The 19,429-nt window shown below is 64.6% G+C and carries 19 protein-coding genes; 10 read left to right on the plus strand and 9 right to left on the minus strand.

All coding sequences use genetic code 11. The annotated features are described in order from the left end of the window. Positions 1 to 115 precede the first annotated feature (115 nt). Both C444_RS06400 and C444_RS06405 read left to right on the plus strand, forming a co-directional pair. Positions 116 to 1,390 carry a HEAT repeat domain-containing protein gene (locus C444_RS06400; protein ID WP_004591686.1) on the plus strand — a complete coding sequence of 425 codons (1,275 nt, stop codon included), beginning with the start codon at positions 116 to 118 and terminating at the stop codon, positions 1,388 to 1,390. Between the two features lie 42 nt (positions 1,391 to 1,432). Then, complete coding sequence (locus tag C444_RS06405; protein ID WP_004591687.1) at positions 1,433 to 3,055, plus strand: phospholipase D-like domain-containing protein; 1,623 nt, start codon at positions 1,433 to 1,435, stop codon at positions 3,053 to 3,055. A 26-nt stretch (positions 3,056 to 3,081) separates the two neighbouring features. Here C444_RS06405 and C444_RS06410 read toward each other — a convergent pair whose 3' ends face one another. Next, positions 3,082 to 4,995: a DHH family phosphoesterase gene (locus C444_RS06410; protein WP_004591688.1), complete on the minus strand. Its 1,914-nt coding sequence runs from the start codon at positions 4,993 to 4,995 to the stop codon at positions 3,082 to 3,084. Positions 4,996 to 5,089: 94 nt separating this feature from the next. Between C444_RS06410 and C444_RS06415 the strand changes: the two genes are divergently transcribed. Continuing rightward, entirely contained in the window at positions 5,090 to 5,587 is a 498-nt protein-coding gene (locus C444_RS06415; RefSeq protein ID WP_004591689.1) for a Mov34/MPN/PAD-1 family protein, read from the plus strand. After that, positions 5,584 to 6,015 carry an adenylyltransferase/cytidyltransferase family protein gene (locus C444_RS06420; RefSeq protein ID WP_004591690.1) on the plus strand — a complete coding sequence of 144 codons (432 nt, stop codon included), beginning with the start codon at positions 5,584 to 5,586 and terminating at the stop codon, positions 6,013 to 6,015. The genes C444_RS06415 and C444_RS06420 overlap by 4 nt, the downstream gene beginning before the upstream one ends. Here C444_RS06420 and C444_RS06425 read toward each other — a convergent pair whose 3' ends face one another. Then, a complete protein-coding gene (locus tag C444_RS06425) occupies positions 6,016 to 6,444 on the minus strand; it encodes a COG1361 family protein (RefSeq protein ID WP_049909194.1) in 429 nt (142 codons plus the stop codon). It abuts the gene before it with no gap. 222 nt (positions 6,445 to 6,666) lie between these two features. Here C444_RS06425 and C444_RS06430 point away from each other — a divergent pair, with 222 nt between their 5' ends. Continuing rightward, the gene (locus tag C444_RS06430) at positions 6,667 to 6,933 is read left to right on the plus strand and encodes an ATP synthase subunit C (protein ID WP_080509679.1); all 267 of its coding nucleotides are present in this window, start codon (positions 6,667 to 6,669) and stop codon (positions 6,931 to 6,933) included. 95 nt (positions 6,934 to 7,028) lie between these two features. Here the strand turns inward: C444_RS06430 and C444_RS06435 are convergent, their stop codons facing one another. Together C444_RS06435 and ribH are read right to left on the minus strand one after the other, a co-directional pair. Then, positions 7,029 to 8,189, minus strand: a complete 1,161-nt coding sequence (locus C444_RS06435; protein ID WP_004591693.1) for a pyridoxal phosphate-dependent aminotransferase — start codon at positions 8,187 to 8,189, stop codon at positions 7,029 to 7,031. Next, positions 8,186 to 8,599 (minus strand): 6,7-dimethyl-8-ribityllumazine synthase, encoded by a 414-nt coding sequence (gene ribH / locus C444_RS06440; RefSeq protein ID WP_004591694.1) that lies wholly within the window; start codon positions 8,597 to 8,599, stop codon positions 8,186 to 8,188. The genes C444_RS06435 and ribH overlap by 4 nt, the downstream gene beginning before the upstream one ends. A 151-nt stretch (positions 8,600 to 8,750) precedes the next feature. Between ribH and C444_RS06445 the strand changes: the two genes are divergently transcribed. From C444_RS06445 to C444_RS23090, 3 genes are all read left to right on the plus strand, one after another. Next, the gene (locus C444_RS06445) at positions 8,751 to 10,724 is read left to right on the plus strand and encodes a flippase activity-associated protein Agl23 (RefSeq protein ID WP_004591695.1); all 1,974 of its coding nucleotides are present in this window, start codon (positions 8,751 to 8,753) and stop codon (positions 10,722 to 10,724) included. A gap of 25 nt (positions 10,725 to 10,749) precedes the next feature. Continuing rightward, positions 10,750 to 11,895 (plus strand): 5-(carboxyamino)imidazole ribonucleotide synthase, encoded by a 1,146-nt coding sequence (locus tag C444_RS06450; RefSeq protein ID WP_004591696.1) that lies wholly within the window; start codon positions 10,750 to 10,752, stop codon positions 11,893 to 11,895. 246 nt (positions 11,896 to 12,141) lie between these two features. Beyond that, complete coding sequence (locus C444_RS23090; RefSeq protein WP_394324807.1) at positions 12,142 to 12,429, plus strand: plastocyanin/azurin family copper-binding protein; 288 nt, start codon at positions 12,142 to 12,144, stop codon at positions 12,427 to 12,429. 26 nt (positions 12,430 to 12,455) lie between these two features. Here the strand turns inward: C444_RS23090 and C444_RS06460 are convergent, their stop codons facing one another. The 5 genes from C444_RS06460 to C444_RS06480 all read right to left on the minus strand — a co-directional run bounded on the left by C444_RS06460 (position 12,456) and on the right by C444_RS06480 (position 15,492). Further along, complete coding sequence (locus C444_RS06460) at positions 12,456 to 12,947, minus strand: universal stress protein (RefSeq protein WP_004591698.1); 492 nt, start codon at positions 12,945 to 12,947, stop codon at positions 12,456 to 12,458. Positions 12,948 to 13,050: 103 nt separating this feature from the next. Further along, positions 13,051 to 13,692: a 30S ribosomal protein S3ae gene (locus C444_RS06465; protein ID WP_004591699.1), complete on the minus strand. Its 642-nt coding sequence runs from the start codon at positions 13,690 to 13,692 to the stop codon at positions 13,051 to 13,053. Continuing rightward, positions 13,685 to 13,915 carry a KEOPS complex subunit Pcc1 gene (locus C444_RS06470; protein ID WP_004591700.1) on the minus strand — a complete coding sequence of 77 codons (231 nt, stop codon included), beginning with the start codon at positions 13,913 to 13,915 and terminating at the stop codon, positions 13,685 to 13,687. Before C444_RS06470 ends, C444_RS06465 begins: the two co-directional genes overlap by 8 nt. Further along, complete coding sequence (locus C444_RS06475) at positions 13,912 to 15,021, minus strand: hypothetical protein (protein ID WP_004591701.1); 1,110 nt, start codon at positions 15,019 to 15,021, stop codon at positions 13,912 to 13,914. Before C444_RS06475 ends, C444_RS06470 begins: the two co-directional genes overlap by 4 nt. After that, positions 15,022 to 15,492 carry a 30S ribosomal protein S15 gene (locus C444_RS06480; RefSeq protein ID WP_004591702.1) on the minus strand — a complete coding sequence of 157 codons (471 nt, stop codon included), beginning with the start codon at positions 15,490 to 15,492 and terminating at the stop codon, positions 15,022 to 15,024. Positions 15,493 to 15,788: 296 nt separating this feature from the next. Between C444_RS06480 and C444_RS06485 the strand changes: the two genes are divergently transcribed. Together C444_RS06485 and C444_RS06490 are read left to right on the plus strand one after the other, a co-directional pair. After that, positions 15,789 to 17,555, plus strand: coding sequence for a DUF7289 family protein (locus C444_RS06485; RefSeq protein ID WP_425557088.1), 1,767 nt, complete (start codon positions 15,789 to 15,791; stop codon positions 17,553 to 17,555). Positions 17,556 to 17,702: 147 nt separating this feature from the next. After that, a complete protein-coding gene (locus tag C444_RS06490) occupies positions 17,703 to 19,427 on the plus strand; it encodes a polymer-forming cytoskeletal protein (RefSeq protein ID WP_004591704.1) in 1,725 nt (574 codons plus the stop codon). Positions 19,428 to 19,429: the final 2 nt, after the last annotated feature.

A 19,429-nucleotide genomic window follows, 5' to 3' on the forward strand; every position in this document is an offset into this window, starting at 1 on the left:
TACCCATGGCACTGCAACTCCCGATACATATTCTTTGCTCGTTGGCCCAGCGCCGACGGGGCTCAGCCGCCTCGAAAGGAAAACGCTCTTGGCCCGCTCCGACACAGTCTTGGACATGAGCAACGGGGACGACGAGGCCGACGCGTCGGACGACGCCGAGGCAGCAGATGAGATCGACGTGACCGCCGAAGAACTGGAATCGCGTCTCACGGAGGCCGGCGACGCGTTAGAAGCCGCGGAGACGGAGGCCGACCTCGACGACGTCGAGTCGTCCCTCGACGACATCGAGAGCGACCTCGAAGCCGCCGACCTGCCCGAACCCGACGAGGACGACGACGAAGCCGAGGACCCCCGCGAGGAACTGGAGTCCCAGCTTTCGGACCTGCGCGACGACCTCGAGGAACAGCGCGGCCCCTACGCCGAAGACGTGGTCACCATCGTTTCCGACGCAGCGGACGCCGTCACCGACAGCGAGTGGACCGACGACGGAGAGGGCGAGGCTCAGGAAGCCGTCGAGACGTTCCTCGACGAAAGCGCCGAGTTCGTCGACCACGACGCCGACACGGGCGGCGATTTCGTCGCTGCCGGGGACGCACTGCGTACAGTCGCCGACGCCATCGAAGCGGCAAACCTCGATCCCGACGAGGACACGGAGACTATCGAGGGACTCCTCGAAGCGGCGGAGGCGCTGGAAGCGGGGCTGGACGAAGCCGAAGTCTGGGACGACCTCACGGCACAAGAGCAACTCGACGCCCGCGGGTTCTACGATATCCTGACCAACGAGAACCGGAAGGACTTCCCGCCGGAGTGGAACGCCGCAAAGCTCCACGCCGAGGAGGGGGACTTCGAGCAGATCCTGTTCGCCTACGACAAACTCGGATCGGAGTTCTTCGACGGGTATATCGTCGACCTCCTGTACAACCTCGGGAGCGACGCCGAGCCGGCCTTTGACGCGATGCACCAGCGCGCACAGAAACGCGACAAGGGACCGATCGAGGTGCTGGGGAAGATCGGTGACGAGCGCGCGACCGAAACGCTACACGACTACATCGACGGCGACGGCGACCCCGCGCTCCAGAAAGTCACGCTCCGAGCGCTGGGCGCTATCGGCAGTGCGGAGTCGGTCCAGCCGGTCGCGAATCGACTCGACGCCGACAGCGAGGAGGTCCGCTCAGTCGCGGCCCGCACCCTCGGCCTGCTCGGTGACACCCGCGCTATCGAGCCGCTTGGCGACATCCTCGAATCCGACGACAGCGACTCCGTGCGCGCCTCCGCCGCGTGGGCGCTCCGACAGATCGGGACCGAAACGGCGCTCGATGAAGCCGCCCGCTACACCGACGACCGCGCGTACCTCGTCCAGGCCGAAGCCGAGAAGGCGTCAAGCGCCTGAAGCAGGGGAGTTTTTTATACGAACGGGCGGCCAGACGCCCCGATGCGGTCGCTCGCTCCACTCGTCTGTTGCGTGCTCGTCCTCGCCGCGATAGGTCCGTATACCGCCACTGGACAGGCGACTTCAGCCGAAACAACATCCAGCTCCGCAGAGCCGTCGATTCACGCGGTGTACCCGGATCCTGTCGCTGGCGGTGACGAGGGAGAGTTCGTTGTCCTCAGCGTCCCCAACGGGACTGACATCGGACAGTATGCTATCACCGACGGCGATGGAACCGCGGGGATTCCGAACACCAGCGCACGCGGGCGCGTCGTTCTCTCGACGGCACCGAACCGGACACGGGAACTTACTGACTGGCCGGTCGTCGGTTTCGATGGTCATCTCGCACTGGCAAACGGCGGCGAACGAATCCGGCTGCAGCGAGGCAACCGGACTGTTGATGCCGTCCGGTACACGGATTCCGTCGAGGGGGAGCTCGGCGTGATTAATGGGTCGGTCATCCGTTGGCGACCGCTGGGGGCGAGCGACCGCCCAGTCGTTAGGGCCGCCGGTGGTGAGGTGCAAGCGTTCACGCTTCCGGACTCGCCCGCCGCCCCGGTTCAACCGATTCGCAACGCTACCGAACGGGTGTACCTGGCGGGCTACACGCTCTCCTCGTCCAGAGTTGCCGACGCCCTCATCGCCGCTCAGCGCCGCGGCGCGACGGTCCGCGTCCTCCTTGAGGGGAATCCGGTCGGTAGTCGCACCGCCACTGAGGCCAGCACCCTCGACCGGCTGACCGACGCCGGCGTCTCGGTTCGGGTAATGACGGGCGCGCGCGCCAGATACCGCTACCACCACGCGAAGTACGCCGTCGCCGACGGGCAGGCCGTCGTGCTGACGGAGAACTGGAAGCCCGCGGGAACCGGTGGCAACAGCAGCCGGGGCTGGGGTATCGTTACGGCACAGCCGCGGGTTGTTGACGGACTGAACCAGACGTTCCAGTCCGATGCCGGGTGGCAGGACAGCGAGCGGTGGGGAGAGTACCGTCAGGGCCGACAGTTCGAGCAGGGCGAGCCAGCGACAGGTTCGTACCCGAGCGAGTTCCGGGCCGAATCGGTGTCCGTCCAGCGGACAGATCTTTTGGTCACCCCAGACAACGCTCAGGGTAAACTCGTCGCGACGATAGACGACGCGGACGACTCTATCGACGTCATCCAGCCGACGGTCGGGGACTGGGACAGCCCGCTTCTCCGGGCGCTCCGGCGGGCCGCGTCGCGCGGTGTCGAGGTCCGCTTACTGTTGAGTGACGCGTGGTACGTCCGCGAAGAGAACAAACAGACAGCACAGCGGTTTCGAGAGTGGGCCGACCGCAACGACGCGCCGCTGACGGCGAAAGTGGCAGACCCCGACGGTCGCTACGAGAAGATCCACGCAAAAGGTGCCGTCGTCGATGACGAACAGGTCATCGTCGGCAGCCTCAACTGGAACGAGGCGGCAGCGACATCGAATCGCGAGGTCGTACTGGTGTTGCACGGCAGCGACGCGGCCGACTATTTCGGCGCTGTCTTCACTGCTGACTGGGACGCCGGCGGCTTCGACACGCCGGTCGGGGCACTCGTGGCCTTGTTCGGACTCATCGTGGTCGCGGGGCTGGCCGCTCGTCGGGTTTCGTTCGAGGCGTAAAAACCGGTATCGCGTGTCGAGCGGCGTTACACTTCTTCGGGCAGCGCCGTTGAACTCCCGAGTTCCTCGTCGATCTCGGCCTCGGCCATCTTCTCGACGAGGGCGTCGATGACCGACTCCCGTCGACCCTTGACGAACTTGATGGAGCCGACGACGAGGTGGCCGCCGCCGGAGACGCCGCCGCCGTCGACTTCCTCGGTGAGTTCGGTGACCATCCGCGGGATGTCCAGTCTGACACCGTCCGAGCGCAGGACGGCGAAGTCCGGGCCGTAGCCGATGGTGATGACGGGGTCGCCCGTCTCGGCGACCTTCCGGTCGTGGATTTCGCCGGTCGTCTTGCCCGGCGCGGGGTAAGTAAAGCGGTGGGCGTGGTTCTCTACGTCAATCGTGTAGAGGTGCGCGCCGTTGTCGAGGCGCTCGTGCTCGACGTGGCTCATGGCGGCGTCTAGCTGGTCCTCGACGTCGCGCTCGGCCCGCTCGGCGAGGAACTCGACGACCTCCGCGTGGCGGTCCCGGTTGTCACAGTCGACGTTCAGCACGTCGGTGATGAGCTGTTCGCCGGAGTTGTAGCGCAGCCAGTGGGTCGCGTAGTCGAGCGCCTCGCCGATGTCGCGAAGGTCGTTCTCGTCGTAGCCCTTCTCGCCCGCGAGGGCGATGTAGTCCCGCATCGCCTCGGCTTCCGAGCGGTCCGAGAGGCCGGCGACGGCGGGGACGTGCGTGAGGTCCTCAGTGAGGTCGGGGTCGATCATCCGGGCGAGTTCGACACACAGCATGCCCGTCGTGATGCGGTAGTCCTCGTCGTGGAGGTACGGGTTGACGTGCTGCTCGATGAGCGGCTCGACGGCCTCCGGGTCCGGGTGGTGGTGGTCGACGACGACCACTGGGATGTCGTAGTGCCGGAGATTACGGTAGGCCGGCGTGTCCTCCTCGGTGGAGCCGTTGTCGAGCATCAGCAGCATCGGGAGCTTCTGGCCGTGACGAGTGCGGTCCTCCAGCGCGAAGTTGAGGTCCCGCGTCACGTCCTCCATCTCGTAGTAGGGGGCCTTGCTCGGGAGGCGCTTGAGGAGGTGCTGGGGCGCACTGGCATCCTCGTACTGGGAGGCGATAAACGACTCCAGTGCGACCTGCAGCGGGACGCTCGCACAGAGCCCGTCACCATCGGCGTGGTGACGCATGCGAATCGGTCGGCCTGACAGCACCGTCTTTCGGAGTTCTGTCGCAACATCACGGAGGTCGTCCCACAGCTTCCCGAAGGCGGGCCACTCGACGAGCGGCTCCACGTCGGCCGGTTCGGCGGCCTCGGCCAGTGCGGCTTCGAGGTCGCTCTCGACGGCGGCTGCCTCCTCGCCGCCGAGGACGGTCAGCGATTCGGCCTCGACCTGCAGGCCGTCATCGCGCTCCTCGGCGCGCCCGGAGACGCGGACGATGTCGTCGATTTCGACCTCGGGGTGGGCACGGACGCCGGCCTCCTCGAAGGCGGCACACGGGACGATGCCGGTCTCGTCACGGACCTGGAAGACGGTCGGGCCGCCGGTCTGTTTGATCTGGACGACCTGCCCCTCGATGACGACCGTGTTACCGGTGGCGTCGCCGAGATCGGCGACGGTGGTCGCGTCGCCGTGGACGACGCGTTGTTCCTCGTAGTCGGCGACCCGTACCTCCTCGAAGCTCAGGTCGCCGTCGGGGCGGATCTCGCCGAGTTCGACGATGAGGTCATCGCCCACACCGTACTGGCCCAGGAGATTAGAGTCGTGAACGAGTCCGGAGACAGCATCGGAGAGATCGACGAACACGCCGTATTCGACGGTGCCGTTGACGGTTGCGTGGTACAGTGCGCCTTCCTCGAGATCGTCGGTCGTGCATTGATCCGCGAGATCGTAGACGATGGTCCCGCCATCGGGGACCGTGGCACCGTCACCGGTGCCAGTTGGCGAAGACATTTGCCAGTTCTTCGGCGCTCCTCGGTTTGTACTCTTCGGAATCCGTGGCGGGGCGAACACAACGTGTAAAAAGCGCCCGACCCGACTGCGTGGTATGGGGTTGTTCCGAACGAGCGGGATACTCGGGATCGCGGAGTCCGCACTCGAATTCGCGCTCGCAGCCTCCGAGGAAGCCCACCCTAACGAATACATGGGCTTTCTCCGGGGCGATGACGCCAGTAAGCTCGGGCTCGACGACGACGGCACGGTACTGACCGACGTGCTGGTCATCCCGGGGACGGAATCGAACCCGGTCAGCGCGACCGTCAAGACGAGCATGGTCCCCAACGACATGCGGGCGGCGGGGTCGATTCACTCCCACCCGAACGGCGTCCTCAAGCCGAGCGACGCCGACCTCGCCACGTTCGGCCGCGGCGACGTCCACATCATCGTCGGCTACCCGTACGGCCGCGACGACTGGAAGGCCTTCGACAGCGACGGCTCGGCCGTCGACCTCCCGGTACTCGACGTGGAGCCGCCGGAGGAGTCCTTTTTCGATTTCGACCAGGCCGACATCGACGCGGAGCTCCGCGAGGAGGAGTTCGATCAGTGACCCGCGTCGTCGCACAGGGGACCTTCGACATCCTGCACCCGGGCCACGTCCACTACCTGCAGGATGCCGCCGACATGGGCGACGAACTACACGTCATCGTCGCCCGCTCGGTCAACGTCACCCACAAGGAGCCGCCGGTCGTCCCGGACGAGCAGCGCCGGGAGATGGTTGCCGCGCTCAAACCGGTCGACCAGGCGCACCTTGGGCATCCGGAGGACATCTTCGTCCCAATCGAGCGAATCGAACCGGACATCATCGCCCTGGGTTACGACCAGCACCACGACGACGAGCAACTGGAAGCAGCGCTGTCCGCCCGCGGCATCGACTGTGATATCCGCCGGGCCAGCCCGCTGGAAGCCGAGGCAGCTGACCGGCTCCTGTCGACAGGCCGGATTATCGACCGGATTGTCGACGAACGTAGCGAGTGATTACCCTTCGACGGTGACCGTCGCCTCCGAGACGGCACGCTCGTCCGAGGCGTCGGTGCCGGCCTCGACCGCCAGCGCGTACTCGCCGGGTGACGCGTCGTCCGGGACGGCGACGGCCAGGCTGCCGGTCACCGAATCGGCGACGGGGTCCCAAACTAGTTCTGGCGGATAAGACTCTCGAACGGCGGTGGGCTCTGGCTCGAAGCCCTCGTGTGTCACCTGCCAGTTCTCGGGAATCTCGGCCAGCTGCCAGGTCATGACGCCGACGGACGAGGCCTGTACCTCGATCCGTGCTGTCTCGCCGGGCGCGGCGGTCGCGTCTGAAGTATCGATACTGAGGCTCCCGCCCGGGCCGCCGCCGGGCGCGCCACAGCCGGCGAGACAGAGCATGCCGGCCGAGAGCGCGAGCATCGTTCTACGGGTTCGCATACCGACTGTTCCGGCGGCCGGGGCAAAACGGTTCCCACGCGGGCTGTTCGAAACAGCGGCTGGCTCAAACGCCGTCACTGTTCAGAAGCCGAGTAGGGTTTTAGCCGAGAACGGTACATTCGTGTTTCTTCTTCACCTACCACCCTAAAAGACGGCCATGAATACCGGGGGTTGGAAGTCATCAGTCAGGTGATTGCCCCTGCCGTCGAACGGGAAACTGCCATGTCAGTCACCGCAAGCGCAGTCGTGTTACAGACCGGCGGTCCCGCGATCTCCGCCGAGGCGGCCAGGTATCTCGCCGGGGGACTCGCGGCCCTTGCCGTCGGGTTGGCGGCGCTGGGCTCCGGGTTCGCCGAGCGCGGTATCGGCGCGGCGGCGGTCGGGGCCGTCGCCGAGGATCCCGATATGTTCGGTCGGGGGCTCATTCTCACGGTCCTGCCCGAGACGCTCGTCATCCTCACGCTGGTGACGGTGTTCGTCGTAACGTAGCAAAACTGCCCGTTTCCGCGGCCGATCCCACTTTTTTGCCGCGACCCAGACGAGTGCGCTATCGAGCGTCGACGGGAGCGAGGACTCTAGTTCGCTTAGATGAGGTCGGCGTCGGCGAGGCGGTCGACGGCTTCCTCCAGTCGCTCCTTGCTGTTGGCGTAGGAGATACGAGCGTAACCGGGCGTCCCGAACGCAGTCCCGGGGACGGTGGCGACCTGTGCCTCGGAGATAGCCTGGTCACACCACTCGGTATCGTCGCCATCCGGCGCGATTTCGGGCATCATGTAGAACGCGCCCTGGGGCTCCGGGACGTGGACACCGTGGTCCTCGAACAGGCCCATGAGGAACTCGCGGCGCTCGGCGAAGGCCTGGCGCATCTCCTCGACAGCGTCGTCGGTGTTCGTGATCGCCTCGACGCCGGCGTGCTGGACGAAGTTCACGGCACACGAGACCGAATGGGAGTGGACCTTGCCGGCCTGTGAGACGAGTTCTTCCGGAGCTGCGAAGTACCCCAGCCGCCAGCCGGTCATCGAGTAGGCCTTCGAGAAGCCGTTGAGCGTGATCGTTCGGTCCTCCATCCCATCGAGAGTTCCGAGCGAGATGGCCTCAGCGCCGTCGTAGGTAATCTCCTTGTAGATCTCGTCGGAGATGACCGTGATGTCGTGCTCGACGGCGAGGTCGCGGACGCCCTCCATCGCGTCGCGGGAGTACACCGCGCCGTGGGGGTTGCCCGGGGAGTTGACGACGAGCAGTTCCGTTTCGTCAGAGACAGCCTCGGCGAGGTCGTCGAGCGCGCCTTCGAGCTGGAAGTCGTGGGCGGCGGTGTCGACGCGGGTCAGCGTTCCGCCGGCGAGTTTCGCCATCGCTTCGTAGGACACCCATGCCGGGTCGAGCAGGGCGACCTCGTCGCCGTCGTCGATGATGGTCTGGAAAATCTCGTACAGCGCCTGCTTGCCGCCGGGGGTGACGATGAGGTTCTCCGGGCCGTACTGGGTGAGGCCGTCGTCGTGTAGCTTGTCGGCGATGGCCTCCTTCAGTTCGGGGATGCCGTTGGAGGACGTGTAGCCGGTGTGGCCGGCGTCCAGAGCGTCCTTGGCGGCGTCTTTGATGTTCTCCGGCGTATCGAAGTCGGGTTCGCCGACGCTCAGGTCAACGACGTCTTTTCCTTCGGCCTCCAGCTCTGCGGCCTTGTTGCTGATCGCGAGGGTCGCGCTCGGTTCTACACGTTCGACGCGGGATGCGAAGTCCATAGTCATTGTTCGAGTTCAGTGGCGAGTTCGATTGCGCTCCGGACGGCCGAGGCCCCCTTGTCGGTTCGGGCCTCGGCCTCGTCTTGGCTCATGCCCGGGCCGATAATGCCCAGCGTGACGGGGGTATCGCGGTCGAGGGACACGTCGGTCAGCCCCTGCGCAGCGGCGTTCCCGATGACCTGGTCATGGTCGGTGTCGCCGCTGATGATCGCGCCGAGTACGGCCACGGCGTCGATGTCCGACCGGCGCGCGAGCCGGTCGGCGGCCAGTGGCGTGTCGTAGGACCCCGGGACATCGACCGACGCGACAATTTCGGCGTCATTGTCGGCAGCGGCCTCGTAAGCCCCGTGCTCCATCTCCTCGATAACGGCCCCGTGTTTGTCGTACTGGGCGACAACCAGCCCGAGCTGCACCATACCTGACACCCGGGCAGGGGCGACTAAAGAACTACCGTTCCGTGCTTGCACGGCCACAGGTCGCTGCGTCGATAACGGCGACGGGCGGGTAGCTTAAAAACCTGTTATAGAAACCAGAAGGATTCTAATGCCCCATGTGCTTGAGCCAGATATGGCTGAGTCGTCCCTGTTGTCTACCCTCTACGATCTCCGGGACCGGAGCCGGTCCTGGTTCGCGGACGACCCCCGCGCTACCGTGAAGCTCGTCGTCGCCGTGACGCTTCTCGGACTCGTCCTCAGGATTGCCGCCCTCGGGAGCCGCGTCGCCCACTTCGACGAGGGCCGGGTCGCCTACTGGGCGCTTAATCTGCGTGATTCCGGCTCGTTCGCGTACCGCTACATAATCCACGGGCCGTTCATCCAGCATGTCGATAGCTGGCTGTTCACAATCGCTGCGCCGACCGATTTCACGATGCGGCTCCCGGTCGCGATTGTCGGCGGCCTGCTTCCGCTGACGGCGCTGCTCTTTCGTGAACACCTCCGGTCCGACGAGACAGTCCTCATGGCCGTCTTTCTCGCGCTCAATCCCGTCCTCCTGTACTTCTCGCGGTTCATGCGTAGCGACGTACTGGTCGCGGCGTTCATGTTCACGGCTTTCGGCCTGCTCGTCCGGTTCGTCGACACCCGGAAGGCGCGCTATCTCTACGGCGTCGGGGCGTTCATGGCACTTGGGTTCGCCTCGAAGGAGAACGCCATCGTCTACGTGCTGACGTGGCTTGGCGCGACCGGCCTCCTGCTGGCGAAGGTGCTTGTCCTCCCGAACGGCTACCGCGACGCCGTCGGCTTCCTCCGGACCGTCCCAAGCATCGGTACAATCTGGGGTCGGCTCCGAGGCCGCTTCTGGGCAGACGTGCATCTGGGCCGCGATATCGTCCGCTCGTTCCGCGACCGCCACGACAGCGCTGCCTCCGTCCTCGCGGCATACGCGAGTCACATCGTCCTCGCCGCGCTGGTGTTTGGCCTCGTTTCGCTGTTCTTCTACGCGCCTCGCGGGGCTGGTGTCGCTGGTATCGAACACCCGCCAGCGCCGGCCGCCAGCGGCGACGTGAACTTCTGGTCCGGCGTGACGAACCCGTCGCTGTTCCCCGAACTCGTCCAGACCACCTGGGAACGTGTCGTCGACCAGTACAGCGAGTGGTTTTCACCGGCCTCGGAGAAGGCTACGACGACGGACACCGGCCTCGTCGGTTCCATCGAGACGTTCTACGAGAGCGTCGACGGCCACTACGAGGTACTGCTGAAAGCGCTTGGCTACACCGCAGCACCGTTGCTTCTGTTCTCGGCGTTCGGGTACGTGCTCGACCGGCTTGGGACCGTCGAGCCGCGCCACCTCGTCCCGTTCGCGGCCTACGGCGGCTACGTCTCGATTCTGGGCTACCCCATCGGGACCGACATCGGCGCGCCGTGGCTCGCCGTCCACGTCGTCGTCCCGCTGTCGATTCCGGCCGCCGTCGGGCTCGCTGCTGTGATCCGGTGGGGGAACGAATCGCTGTCGGCTGACGACGTGACCGGCGCTGCCATCGCCGCCGCCATCGTTCTGCTCGTTACCGCACTCGTCGTCAACACGGCTGCAACGCGGGTGTACACCAATGAGCATTTGGAGGGGAATCCGCTGGTCCAGTACGCCCAGCCACAGGAGTCGCTCCGTTCGGATCTGGCGGAGATGGACCGTATCGCGACGGCCAACCGAAACGGCACCGATGTCGTCATGTACCATGGAGAGCGCGGCGACGCCTACGACGGCGACGACGCGTACGTCAAGGAAGACCGCAGTCAGTGGAACGACTCGTGGTGGAACACCAGACCGACCTGCTTGCAGTGGCACAACTCGCTGCCGCTGCCGTGGTACTACGGGGCCGACGACGTGAACGTCTCGTGTGAGAACCGGCCCGACACGCTCGCCGAACAGGCGCAGGCGGACCAGCCACCGATAGTCGTTACCCAGCAGATCGACGGCACGGTCCCTGCCGAACAGCTCGAAGCCGCCGGGTACGTACCCAAAACACACCGGATGCGGACGAAGTACAGCTCGAACGATATGACGGTGTGGATTCACGAGTCCTACGGCCGAGAACCGAACCGTTAACCCTGCTGCTGTGAAAGCGCGCGGTATGACGCTCACGTCACCAGGGCCGACCGTCGGCGTGGTCGGCGGTGGCCAACTCGGCCGGATGCTGGGCGAGGCGGCCGCGCCGCTCGGCCTCGAACTGCTCGTGACCGACCCGACGCCGGACTGCCCGGCCACGCCGGTCGTCCGCGACCAGCTCGTCGGGGACTTCGACGAGGAGGCGACGCTGCGGGAGCTCGCCGAGCGCGCCGACTACCTCACGTTCGAAATCGAACTGGCCGATCCGGACGTGCTCGAACGGGTCGCCGAGGAAACCGGAACGCCGGTCCATCCGGCACCCGAGACGCTCCGGACGATTCAGGACAAGCTCGTCCAGAAGCGCCGACTAGCCGATGCCGGCGTTCCAGTCCCCGAGTTCCGCGCTGTCGATACTGCCGACGACCTCCGCGAGGCCTGCGAGGAACTGGGCTACCCCGCGATGCTCAAGGCCCGGACCGGCGGCTACGACGGCCGCGGAAACATCCGCGTCGAGGGCCCCGACGATGTCGAGGACGCTGTCGACGAGATCGCCGGCCCAGCGATGGTCGAGGAGATGGTCGACTTCGAGCGGGAACTGGCGGTCATGGGTTGTCGCGGTGCGGACGAGCGGGACACGTTCCCGGTCACCGAGACGATTCACCGGGAGGAGATTCTGCGGGAGTCCGTCGCGCCGGCCAGGGCATCACGAGCCGTCCGCGAACGGGCCCGAGAGGTGGCCCACGACGTGCTCGACGTGATGGACGGCCGCGGCGTGTTCGGCATCGAGCTGTTCGAGACGACCGACGGCGAGATCCTGCTCAACGAGATTGCGCCCCGACCGCACAACTCCGGCCACTGGACTATCGAGGGGTGCCACACCTCGCAGTTCGAGCAACATCTGCGGGCCGTCACCGGCAAGCCGCTGGGGTCGACCGACCAGCGGTTCCCCACTGCCTCGACGAACATCCTTGGGGACGTGGCCGAACGCCAGTCTGCGGAGCTACGGGGCGAAGACGGCGTGCTGGAGACGCCGCGGGCACACCTGCACTGGTACGGCAAGCGCGAGGTGTACGAACTCCGGAAGATGGGGCACGTAACACTGACCGCCGACGACCGTGATGGCCTGCTCGCCGATGCCCGCGAACTCCGTGACGGACTGACTTTCGAGTGACCGCCGCTGGCTGACTCTTGCGATGGGAGCTACGGACCGGTCGCGGTCCGGAACCGAGCGGTCTTTGACGCTGCGGTCCCGAGTCGCCGTATGGACCGACGGGAGTTCCTCCGTGCGGCCGGCCCGGCGGCAGTCGCGGGGCTCGCCGGCTGCCTCGGCGGTGGAAGCGCTGACACCGACTACGACGTGGGGATGTCCGCGAAGGCGTTTCGCCCGGTTCGCATCGCCGTCGAACCGGGGACGACCGTGCGGTGGCTCAATACGAGCAAACAGGGCCACTCGGTCACAGCCTACGAAAACGACATTCCCGACGGGGCCGACTACTTCGCCTCCGGCGGCTTCGACACCGAACAGGCGGCCCGCGACAACTGGGGGAGTTCCTCCGGCGGGACAATGTACGAGGGTGACGATTTCACGCACACCTTCGAGACACTCGGTGAGTATCCCTACTTCTGTATCCCACACGAACGAGCCGGGATGGTCGGGACTGTCGTTGTAACTGAAGATCCCGAAACAGCGACGAGTGGCGAGTAGCAGCGCAGCCGGCGGGAACGGGCGTCTCAGTTCTCTTGGGTGGAATCCGTCATCGAGATACCCACCAACGGCTCGTCGTCTCCGTCCTCGTCTCCGACGCTGACCGTCAGGACCGGCATCGGGGCGACGCGGACAACCTTTTCGGTGACACTCCCGAGGAGGTACCGGTCGTATCCGGTCCGGCCGTGAGTCCCCATGATAATGAGGCTAATATCGTTTTCCGTAGCGTAGGCGACGATCCCCGCTGGCGGGTTGCCCCATCGAACCTCGCGGACCGTGTCGAGCCCGGCATCGAGTGCCCGCTGGGCGATTGCTTTCGTTGCGTCTTCTCCGTCCGCGGTGAGCGTTTCCTCTACGCGCTGTTGTACGTCGTCGGGAATCGATCCGTATGCTCGGTCATCGACGACGTGGAGGGCATGCACGGCAGCCTCGAACCGGTCGGCCAGTGCGATGGCGTGGTCAGCAACCTCGCGCATATCACCGCTCCCGTCGGTCGGAATCAGCACTGACTCGTACATGTGATATGATAACACACACTACAGCATAAACCCATGTCTACCGTCTCGCCAGTAGTGACTTTCTCTTACGACGAAGGAAAATCGAACGTCGGTGCTGGAACGCTTAGGCTTCGACGTCGACGTCTTCTTCGTCCACGTCGACGGCCGTCTCCTCTTCGGCGGCGACTTCTTCCGGCCGCGCTTCGAGCGTGGTCTTCTTGATTTCGACGCGTCGGAGCGGGTAGATGTCCTTGGCCTCGCCGTAGATGGCCGAGGAGAGACGCCCTTCGACGACGCTGTCGACGAGCTCTTCGAAGGTGCGGTCTTTGGCCGTCTCGCGAACGAGGTCGATCATCGTCCGGCGGATAGCCTTCTCCTGAGAGGCGTCGGCCTTCTTCGTCGTCACGGCGACCGGCTGGATCTGGACGCGGTAGTCGTCCGTAGTCAGCACGGTGATGTAGGCCTCGACCTTCGAGGAGCCCCGTCGGACGAGCGAGCGGAGGTAGTCCCGCGTGAGTTCGTGGCGGATGAACTCCGTGTACGCCGTGTCCGAGGCGACCTCGTTGATCTTGAAGGTCAGCTTCGTGTTGTTCTCGCTGGCGTCGTTGGTCAGTTCGCCGAGCGTCGTTTCGATGGTGCGTCCGAGCACCTTGTCCGGTTCGTCTGCCGGTGTCTTACCGAGAACCTCCCGGTCGAACTGCTCGGGAGCCTGCACGGTGTACCACCGTTTCTGTTCTGTGCGCTTGGAAACGCTTCGTTCACTCATGGTTGGATTGTGTGTATTGGTCTGCGAGCTGTGCTGCAACCCGGATGTTGACGACGTAGTCGTCGACGGTCGCCTGCAGGCCGCCGGTCGAGTCGCGTTCGACGGTCGTGACCACGGCATCGCCCTCGACGCGCGTGGTCATCTCGTCGGTGTTGTCCGGCCGCACCGCGCGTGCGACGCGTTCGGGCGAGTCGTGTGTCGTCCGAATCTCGGCCCGTCTCATACTGCCTCCCGGAACGCTTCGATGAAGTCGGCCGTCGACACGTCGAACCGGGCACGTGCCCGGTCGCCCGTCCCGACGGCGTCGCCGCCGACCGTCTCGGCGGCTGCATGCATCGTCTCTGCCATGTCCCGCCCGTCCGTAGCGCGAGCCGCGGCCCGGTCGTCGGTAACGACGAGCGTCACCGGTTCCGGTGCGCGGTAGTCCGCGAACAGTCTGGCGACGGTCCCGGTCGGCATCGCGTCGCCGCGGGCGACGAACAGGCCGTCGTATCGACCCGTGGTCGCCGCCGTAACCGCTTCGTGAGCGCGTGCGGCGTGTGTCCGCCACGCGGCCAGCGCGTCCTCGCGGACGGCCTCGTGGCCGAGCGCGAGCGCGACGGCGGTGCCCGGCTGTTCGCGGGCGACGGCGTCGAGTACGTCGGCGTACCCGCCGACTGTCTCGAAGGGGCCGCCTGTCGTCGGATGGAGCGCGCGCTGGACCTCGTCGGCGGCCCGAGGCGGCGCGTCATCCGTGACGGTCAGCGCGACCAGCGACGCGAGGCGTCGATGGTCGTCGGCCGACGAGGGTCCGTCGGGTGAGATGTCGAGCTTCGCTAGCGTGGCTCGCGCTGCGTCGGTGTCGCCCGAGAAGGGCGCGACGAACAGCGTCGAGTGGGCCAGTCCATCCGCGAGATCCGCCGTCGGCACGGCAACGCCGGGTCGGCGGTCGAACCCCGCCTGCTCGGCGGCTTCGGCGACGGTCCCGTCAACGTTCCCGGCGGCAATCGTGCCAGCCAGGGCGAGCGCGGGGTCGGCCGTGCCGAGTTCGCGGGCGGTCTCGAAGGCGGTCGCGGCGGTGCGGTCGGTCAGCGTCACGTCGGCGGTCGGCTGCGTGCGACCAATGGCGACAGTGATGTCGGTCTCCGTGGTCCGGTCAGGGTCCTCAAAGGGGCGGACGACGCTCGCCTGGAACGGCGTGTCCTCAAGCGCCCGTGCCAGCAGGCCGGTCGCCGCCAGCGCCTCGCCGGTCGCGTCGCTGACGAGGCGCACGAAGGTGGCCTCCCGCAGCGACCCGGCGAGGTCGCCGGGGGACGTGGCTGGCGTCGGTTCCCGACCGGTCGCCGACATCTATTCGAGACCCAGCGCCTCGACGGCGTTGTCGTAGCTGTAGGTGAAGTCCTCGTCGACCTCGTCACCGCGGTAGTAGTCGATGAGGCGTCGGATCTTCGACTGCGTGTTCTGGAGCGCACGCTTGTTCTGGTAGTCACCGGGGTTCTCGTCCATGTGGTCGCGAAGGCGGACGGCCCGTTCGAGCAGGTTCCGAAGGTCTTCCGGAAGCTCCGGTTCGGCTTCGTTCTCCTCGAGGATCTCGGTGACTTTCTTGCCGGTCGCGAGCGAGACGTCAGGGATCGGCGTGCCCTGAACGCCCTCGTCGCGCAGCTTCAGGCCGATCTCGCTGGGCGAGTGGCCCTGTTCGGCCAGTTCGACGACGCGCGCTTCGATTGCGTCTTCGTCGACATCACTCCACTCCGGGGGTTCGTCTGCCGCCGGTTTGTCCGAGTCGGACGAACCGCGACGGCGTGTATGCATTCGTGCCATTGTAATCTGGTTGGAACCGCACGAACCGCTCTCGTTACGAGGCGTATTGGCACTGTACAGTGCCGAACACGGCCGCAATCCCGAGCTGTGAAAGTCCACAGCGAGTCAGATTTGCGGTCGTGCTGTTCCCATCTCCCTGTCTGAGAGGGCGCGACTAAACCGTTCCGTTTCCCGGCCGCGTCTCTAACCGACGACATCGTCGTGGAATCCGTTCCACAGCCGAACCCCTTCACAGTATTACAATTGATAACTTGCCCATCTCTTTTAAGTGATTTGTCGGGATAGATGCGCGTAGTATGGGTAGTACTGGGTGGGGACTCGGAAATCGTGGACAAAGTGCTCCGCTCGGGTTAGCGCTGGTTTTTGCGGTGATGATTATATCGACGACAGCGGTCGTTGCACTGGGTGCTGACGCAATCACGAGTACCCAAACGCAACTCGACGTGGAACGAACTGAGAAATCGCTGACGGAACTCAATTCCAAAACCGCGCTCGTGGCGCTGGGACAGACGGACGTGCAGCAAGTCTCCCTGCCCGCAAGCAGTTCGAGCACCTATCGCATTAACGAGGATGCCGGGTGGATGAACGTCTCCTATCAGAATACAACGTCCGGGAACCGGACGACTGTGTTCAACGAATCGATGGGAGAGGTAGCGTATCACGGCAGTGACGAGACGCGACTCGCGTATCAGGGGGGCGGTGTCTGGCGGTCCACCAGCGACGGAACGTCAGTGATGGTGTCTCCACCCGAGTTCCACTACCGGGACGCGACGCTAACACTCCCCCTCGTGACAGTGAGTGGATCCGGAGCAATCAGAGACGGCGCGTCGATCTCTCACAACCGGACGAAATCGTACTTTCCGAACAGCACGCGCAACGAGAACTTCACGAACCCGCTGGAAGAGAAGCGCGTCAATATCACTGTCCGGAGTGAGTACTATCGAGCATGGGGCCGCTACTTCGAGGAACGGACGGACGGAGAGGTGACTTTCCACGACAGTTCCAACATGGTGTCTATTGTTCTGAAGGTGCCAGCGGGCCCCCGCAAAGTCCGGAACGCCGTCGCGGCCACGTCCGGTTCGGGGTCGATTAAGATGTCCGGGAACGGTGCCTTCACTGACAGCTATTCCTCCGGCGACGGAGACGGATACACCGTAACCGAGGCGGGTAACGGAGGAAACCTCTCTACTGCGGGCGATGTCATCATCACCGGCGGCGCGACGTTGAGCGGGAACATCACGTCGGGCGGGCGTGTTGAATTCAGCAGCAATTCCATGACCTACACTGGAAAGAAGGTGGAATGGGCGGATACGTTCGAGGACTCCAAGGGCAAATGTAACCCGTCGCCACCGGCCTGTTCCGACAAACAGATCGATTCGTTCGACGGACCACAGAACATCAATTCGCACGTGACCACGACCGTCGACGGATTGCAGTCCTCGAACGACAACGCCGGGACCATCGCGGACGACGGCGTCATTGACGGAACCGAAGGGACAACGACGTTGTCCGCAGGCCGGTACCACGTCAACAAGATCGATCTGAGCAACGATGTCGAACTGGATACGACTGGCGGCGACGTCATCATCGGTGTCGAAGATTACGTCGACATCGATGCCCACACCATCGAAGTGTCCGGTCCGAACGAAGTCAAAATATACGTCCGCGGTGCCAACGCTGTTTCGAAAGGTGGGAGCGACTACCATTTCTTCTCGGAGGACGGCGACATACTGACTACCGGCGGCGTTAGCGAAAACTCGTCACAGGTGTGGATATACGGGCAGGACCACATGCAGGCCAGAGTCGAGAAAGGGTCAAGCGACGCAAAGGTGACCGGTGTCATCTACGCACCTGGCGGTGACGCGGGGTCGAGTCGGTTCGAGATACGACAGAGTGATTTCTACGGCGGCGTGGTCACGAGCGAAGTCGAACTCGAGCAACAGGGGAGCGTCCATTTCGACCAGACGCTCCAGCAGCGTCGGACGATCCCCAAAGACACGAGCGTGGTTGCGATCACCTACCTCCACATCTCGACGAACGACGTCAATATTACGTCCAACTGATAGCCGATACACTTACTTCACCACTATCAGAAGTAATAGCACCTCACATCGGTCGGTATTTGCTGTGGCCGGCATAAAGAGCCACCAGTGGCGACAATTCAGAATTTGGCCAGCAATCTTATCAACCGTGATAACTACTGTCGGATAATGCACTTTCCCTGGGGCCAGAAACGCGCGCAATCAGCCCCGCTCGGGTTGCTACTGGTCCTCAGTCTCGTCATCGTCGGTTCCGGTGTGGTTGTCAGCCTGGGAGCGACGGCGCTGGTCGATACTGAGGCTGGGCTCGATGTCTCGCGGGCGGAGACAGGGATGACCCAGTTGGACTCTCAGGCGGCGCTGGTGGCGCTTGGGAACGCCGACAGCCAGCGGGTGTCGCTCGTCGGGACAGACCAATCCACGTACCGAATCGACGACACTGCTGGCCGGATGACAGTCAATATCACCAACCACTCGGCTTCGCCCCCAACCACCGTCACGCTGATGGACAAGCACCTCGGCGCGGTTGTCTACGAAAACGGGAATCAGGAAGTCGCCTATCAGGGCGGCGGGGTATGGCGGCGCTCCGACAGCGGCAGTGTCATGGTTTCACCGCCGGAGTTCTACTACCGCGACGCGACGCTGACGCTCCCGCTCATCACCGTCCGCGGTGACCACTCCCTTGGCTCACGGGCGAGCGTTACCAAGGACAGCACGACACAGGTGTATCCCGACCAGGCGGCCGGGAACGTCAACCCGCTAGATACGGGCACGGTCAACATCACTGTCGAAAGCGACTACTACCGATCCTGGGGGCGCTACTTCGAAGAGCGGACTGACGGCGACGCGTACTACGACCACGAAAACGACAGCGTAACCACGACGCTGGTCGTGCCGACGGGGCCGCGGGAAGTGACGAGCGCTGTTGCGGCCACATCCGCGGGCGGACAGATTACGCTCTCCGGTAGTGGCACCGACCCCGCCCGAACGGACAGCTACAACTCGTCTGTCGGCGATTACTCGACGTCACGGGGGTCGTTCGGAACGATCACCACAGCCGGTGACGTGTACGTGAAAGGGAACAGCGAGGTGGACGGCACTGTTCGGTCCGGTAGCCGGGTCGAGGTCAAAGGCAGTGGCGTCGTCACCCGTGACGTGGAATACTCCACCACGAAGCACATCAAGGGCACTGTCAACGGTGATATCAGACAGATTTCGGGTGTCGAGGGAGCCGGCGCTATCGACGGCCTGGTGAACCGGCGAGTCGCCAACGCAAGTGACACCAATGACAACGGCGCGACCGGCAGCATTTCGGGCGACCAGCTTACCAGCGGTGACCAGACGCTGGACGCTGGCACGTACTATCTGGAAGACCTGACACTGAGCGGCGAGACGCTGACGATTAACACGGGTGGTGACGACGTAACCATCGCCGTCCGGGACTATGTCTACATCGAGAACAACGGGCGGATCAAAATCAACGGTGGCGGAAAAGTCCGCCTCTACGTCAAAGGCGACGCCATGTCTGCCAGCGGTCACCACTTCCACATCTATCGTACCGGGGACATCGACGTCGATACCGCACAGAACTCGACGCAGTTCTGGGTGTACGGCAAGTCGGACTTCGATGCCGTGATCGAGGGGGACACCGATACTCCGCAGTTCGAGGGCGTGATTTACGCACCCGCCGGCGGCGTCGGTGCCAGCAGCGTCTCACTCAAGAAGGCGGAGCTGTACGGCGGCCTCGTCGCCGGGTCAGTCACGGTGGATAACGGCGGGCTGGTCCACTACGACCGGGCGCTCAGAAACAAGCGGGCTGTCCCGAAGAACACGAACATAATCAGGCTGACGTACCTCCACGTCTCGGAGAACCGGATCAACGTGACCAGCGGGTAGTC

This window comes from Haloarcula japonica DSM 6131 (assembly GCF_000336635.1).
In the GTDB taxonomy this organism is placed as follows: Archaea; Halobacteriota; Halobacteria; order Halobacteriales; family Haloarculaceae; genus Haloarcula; species Haloarcula japonica.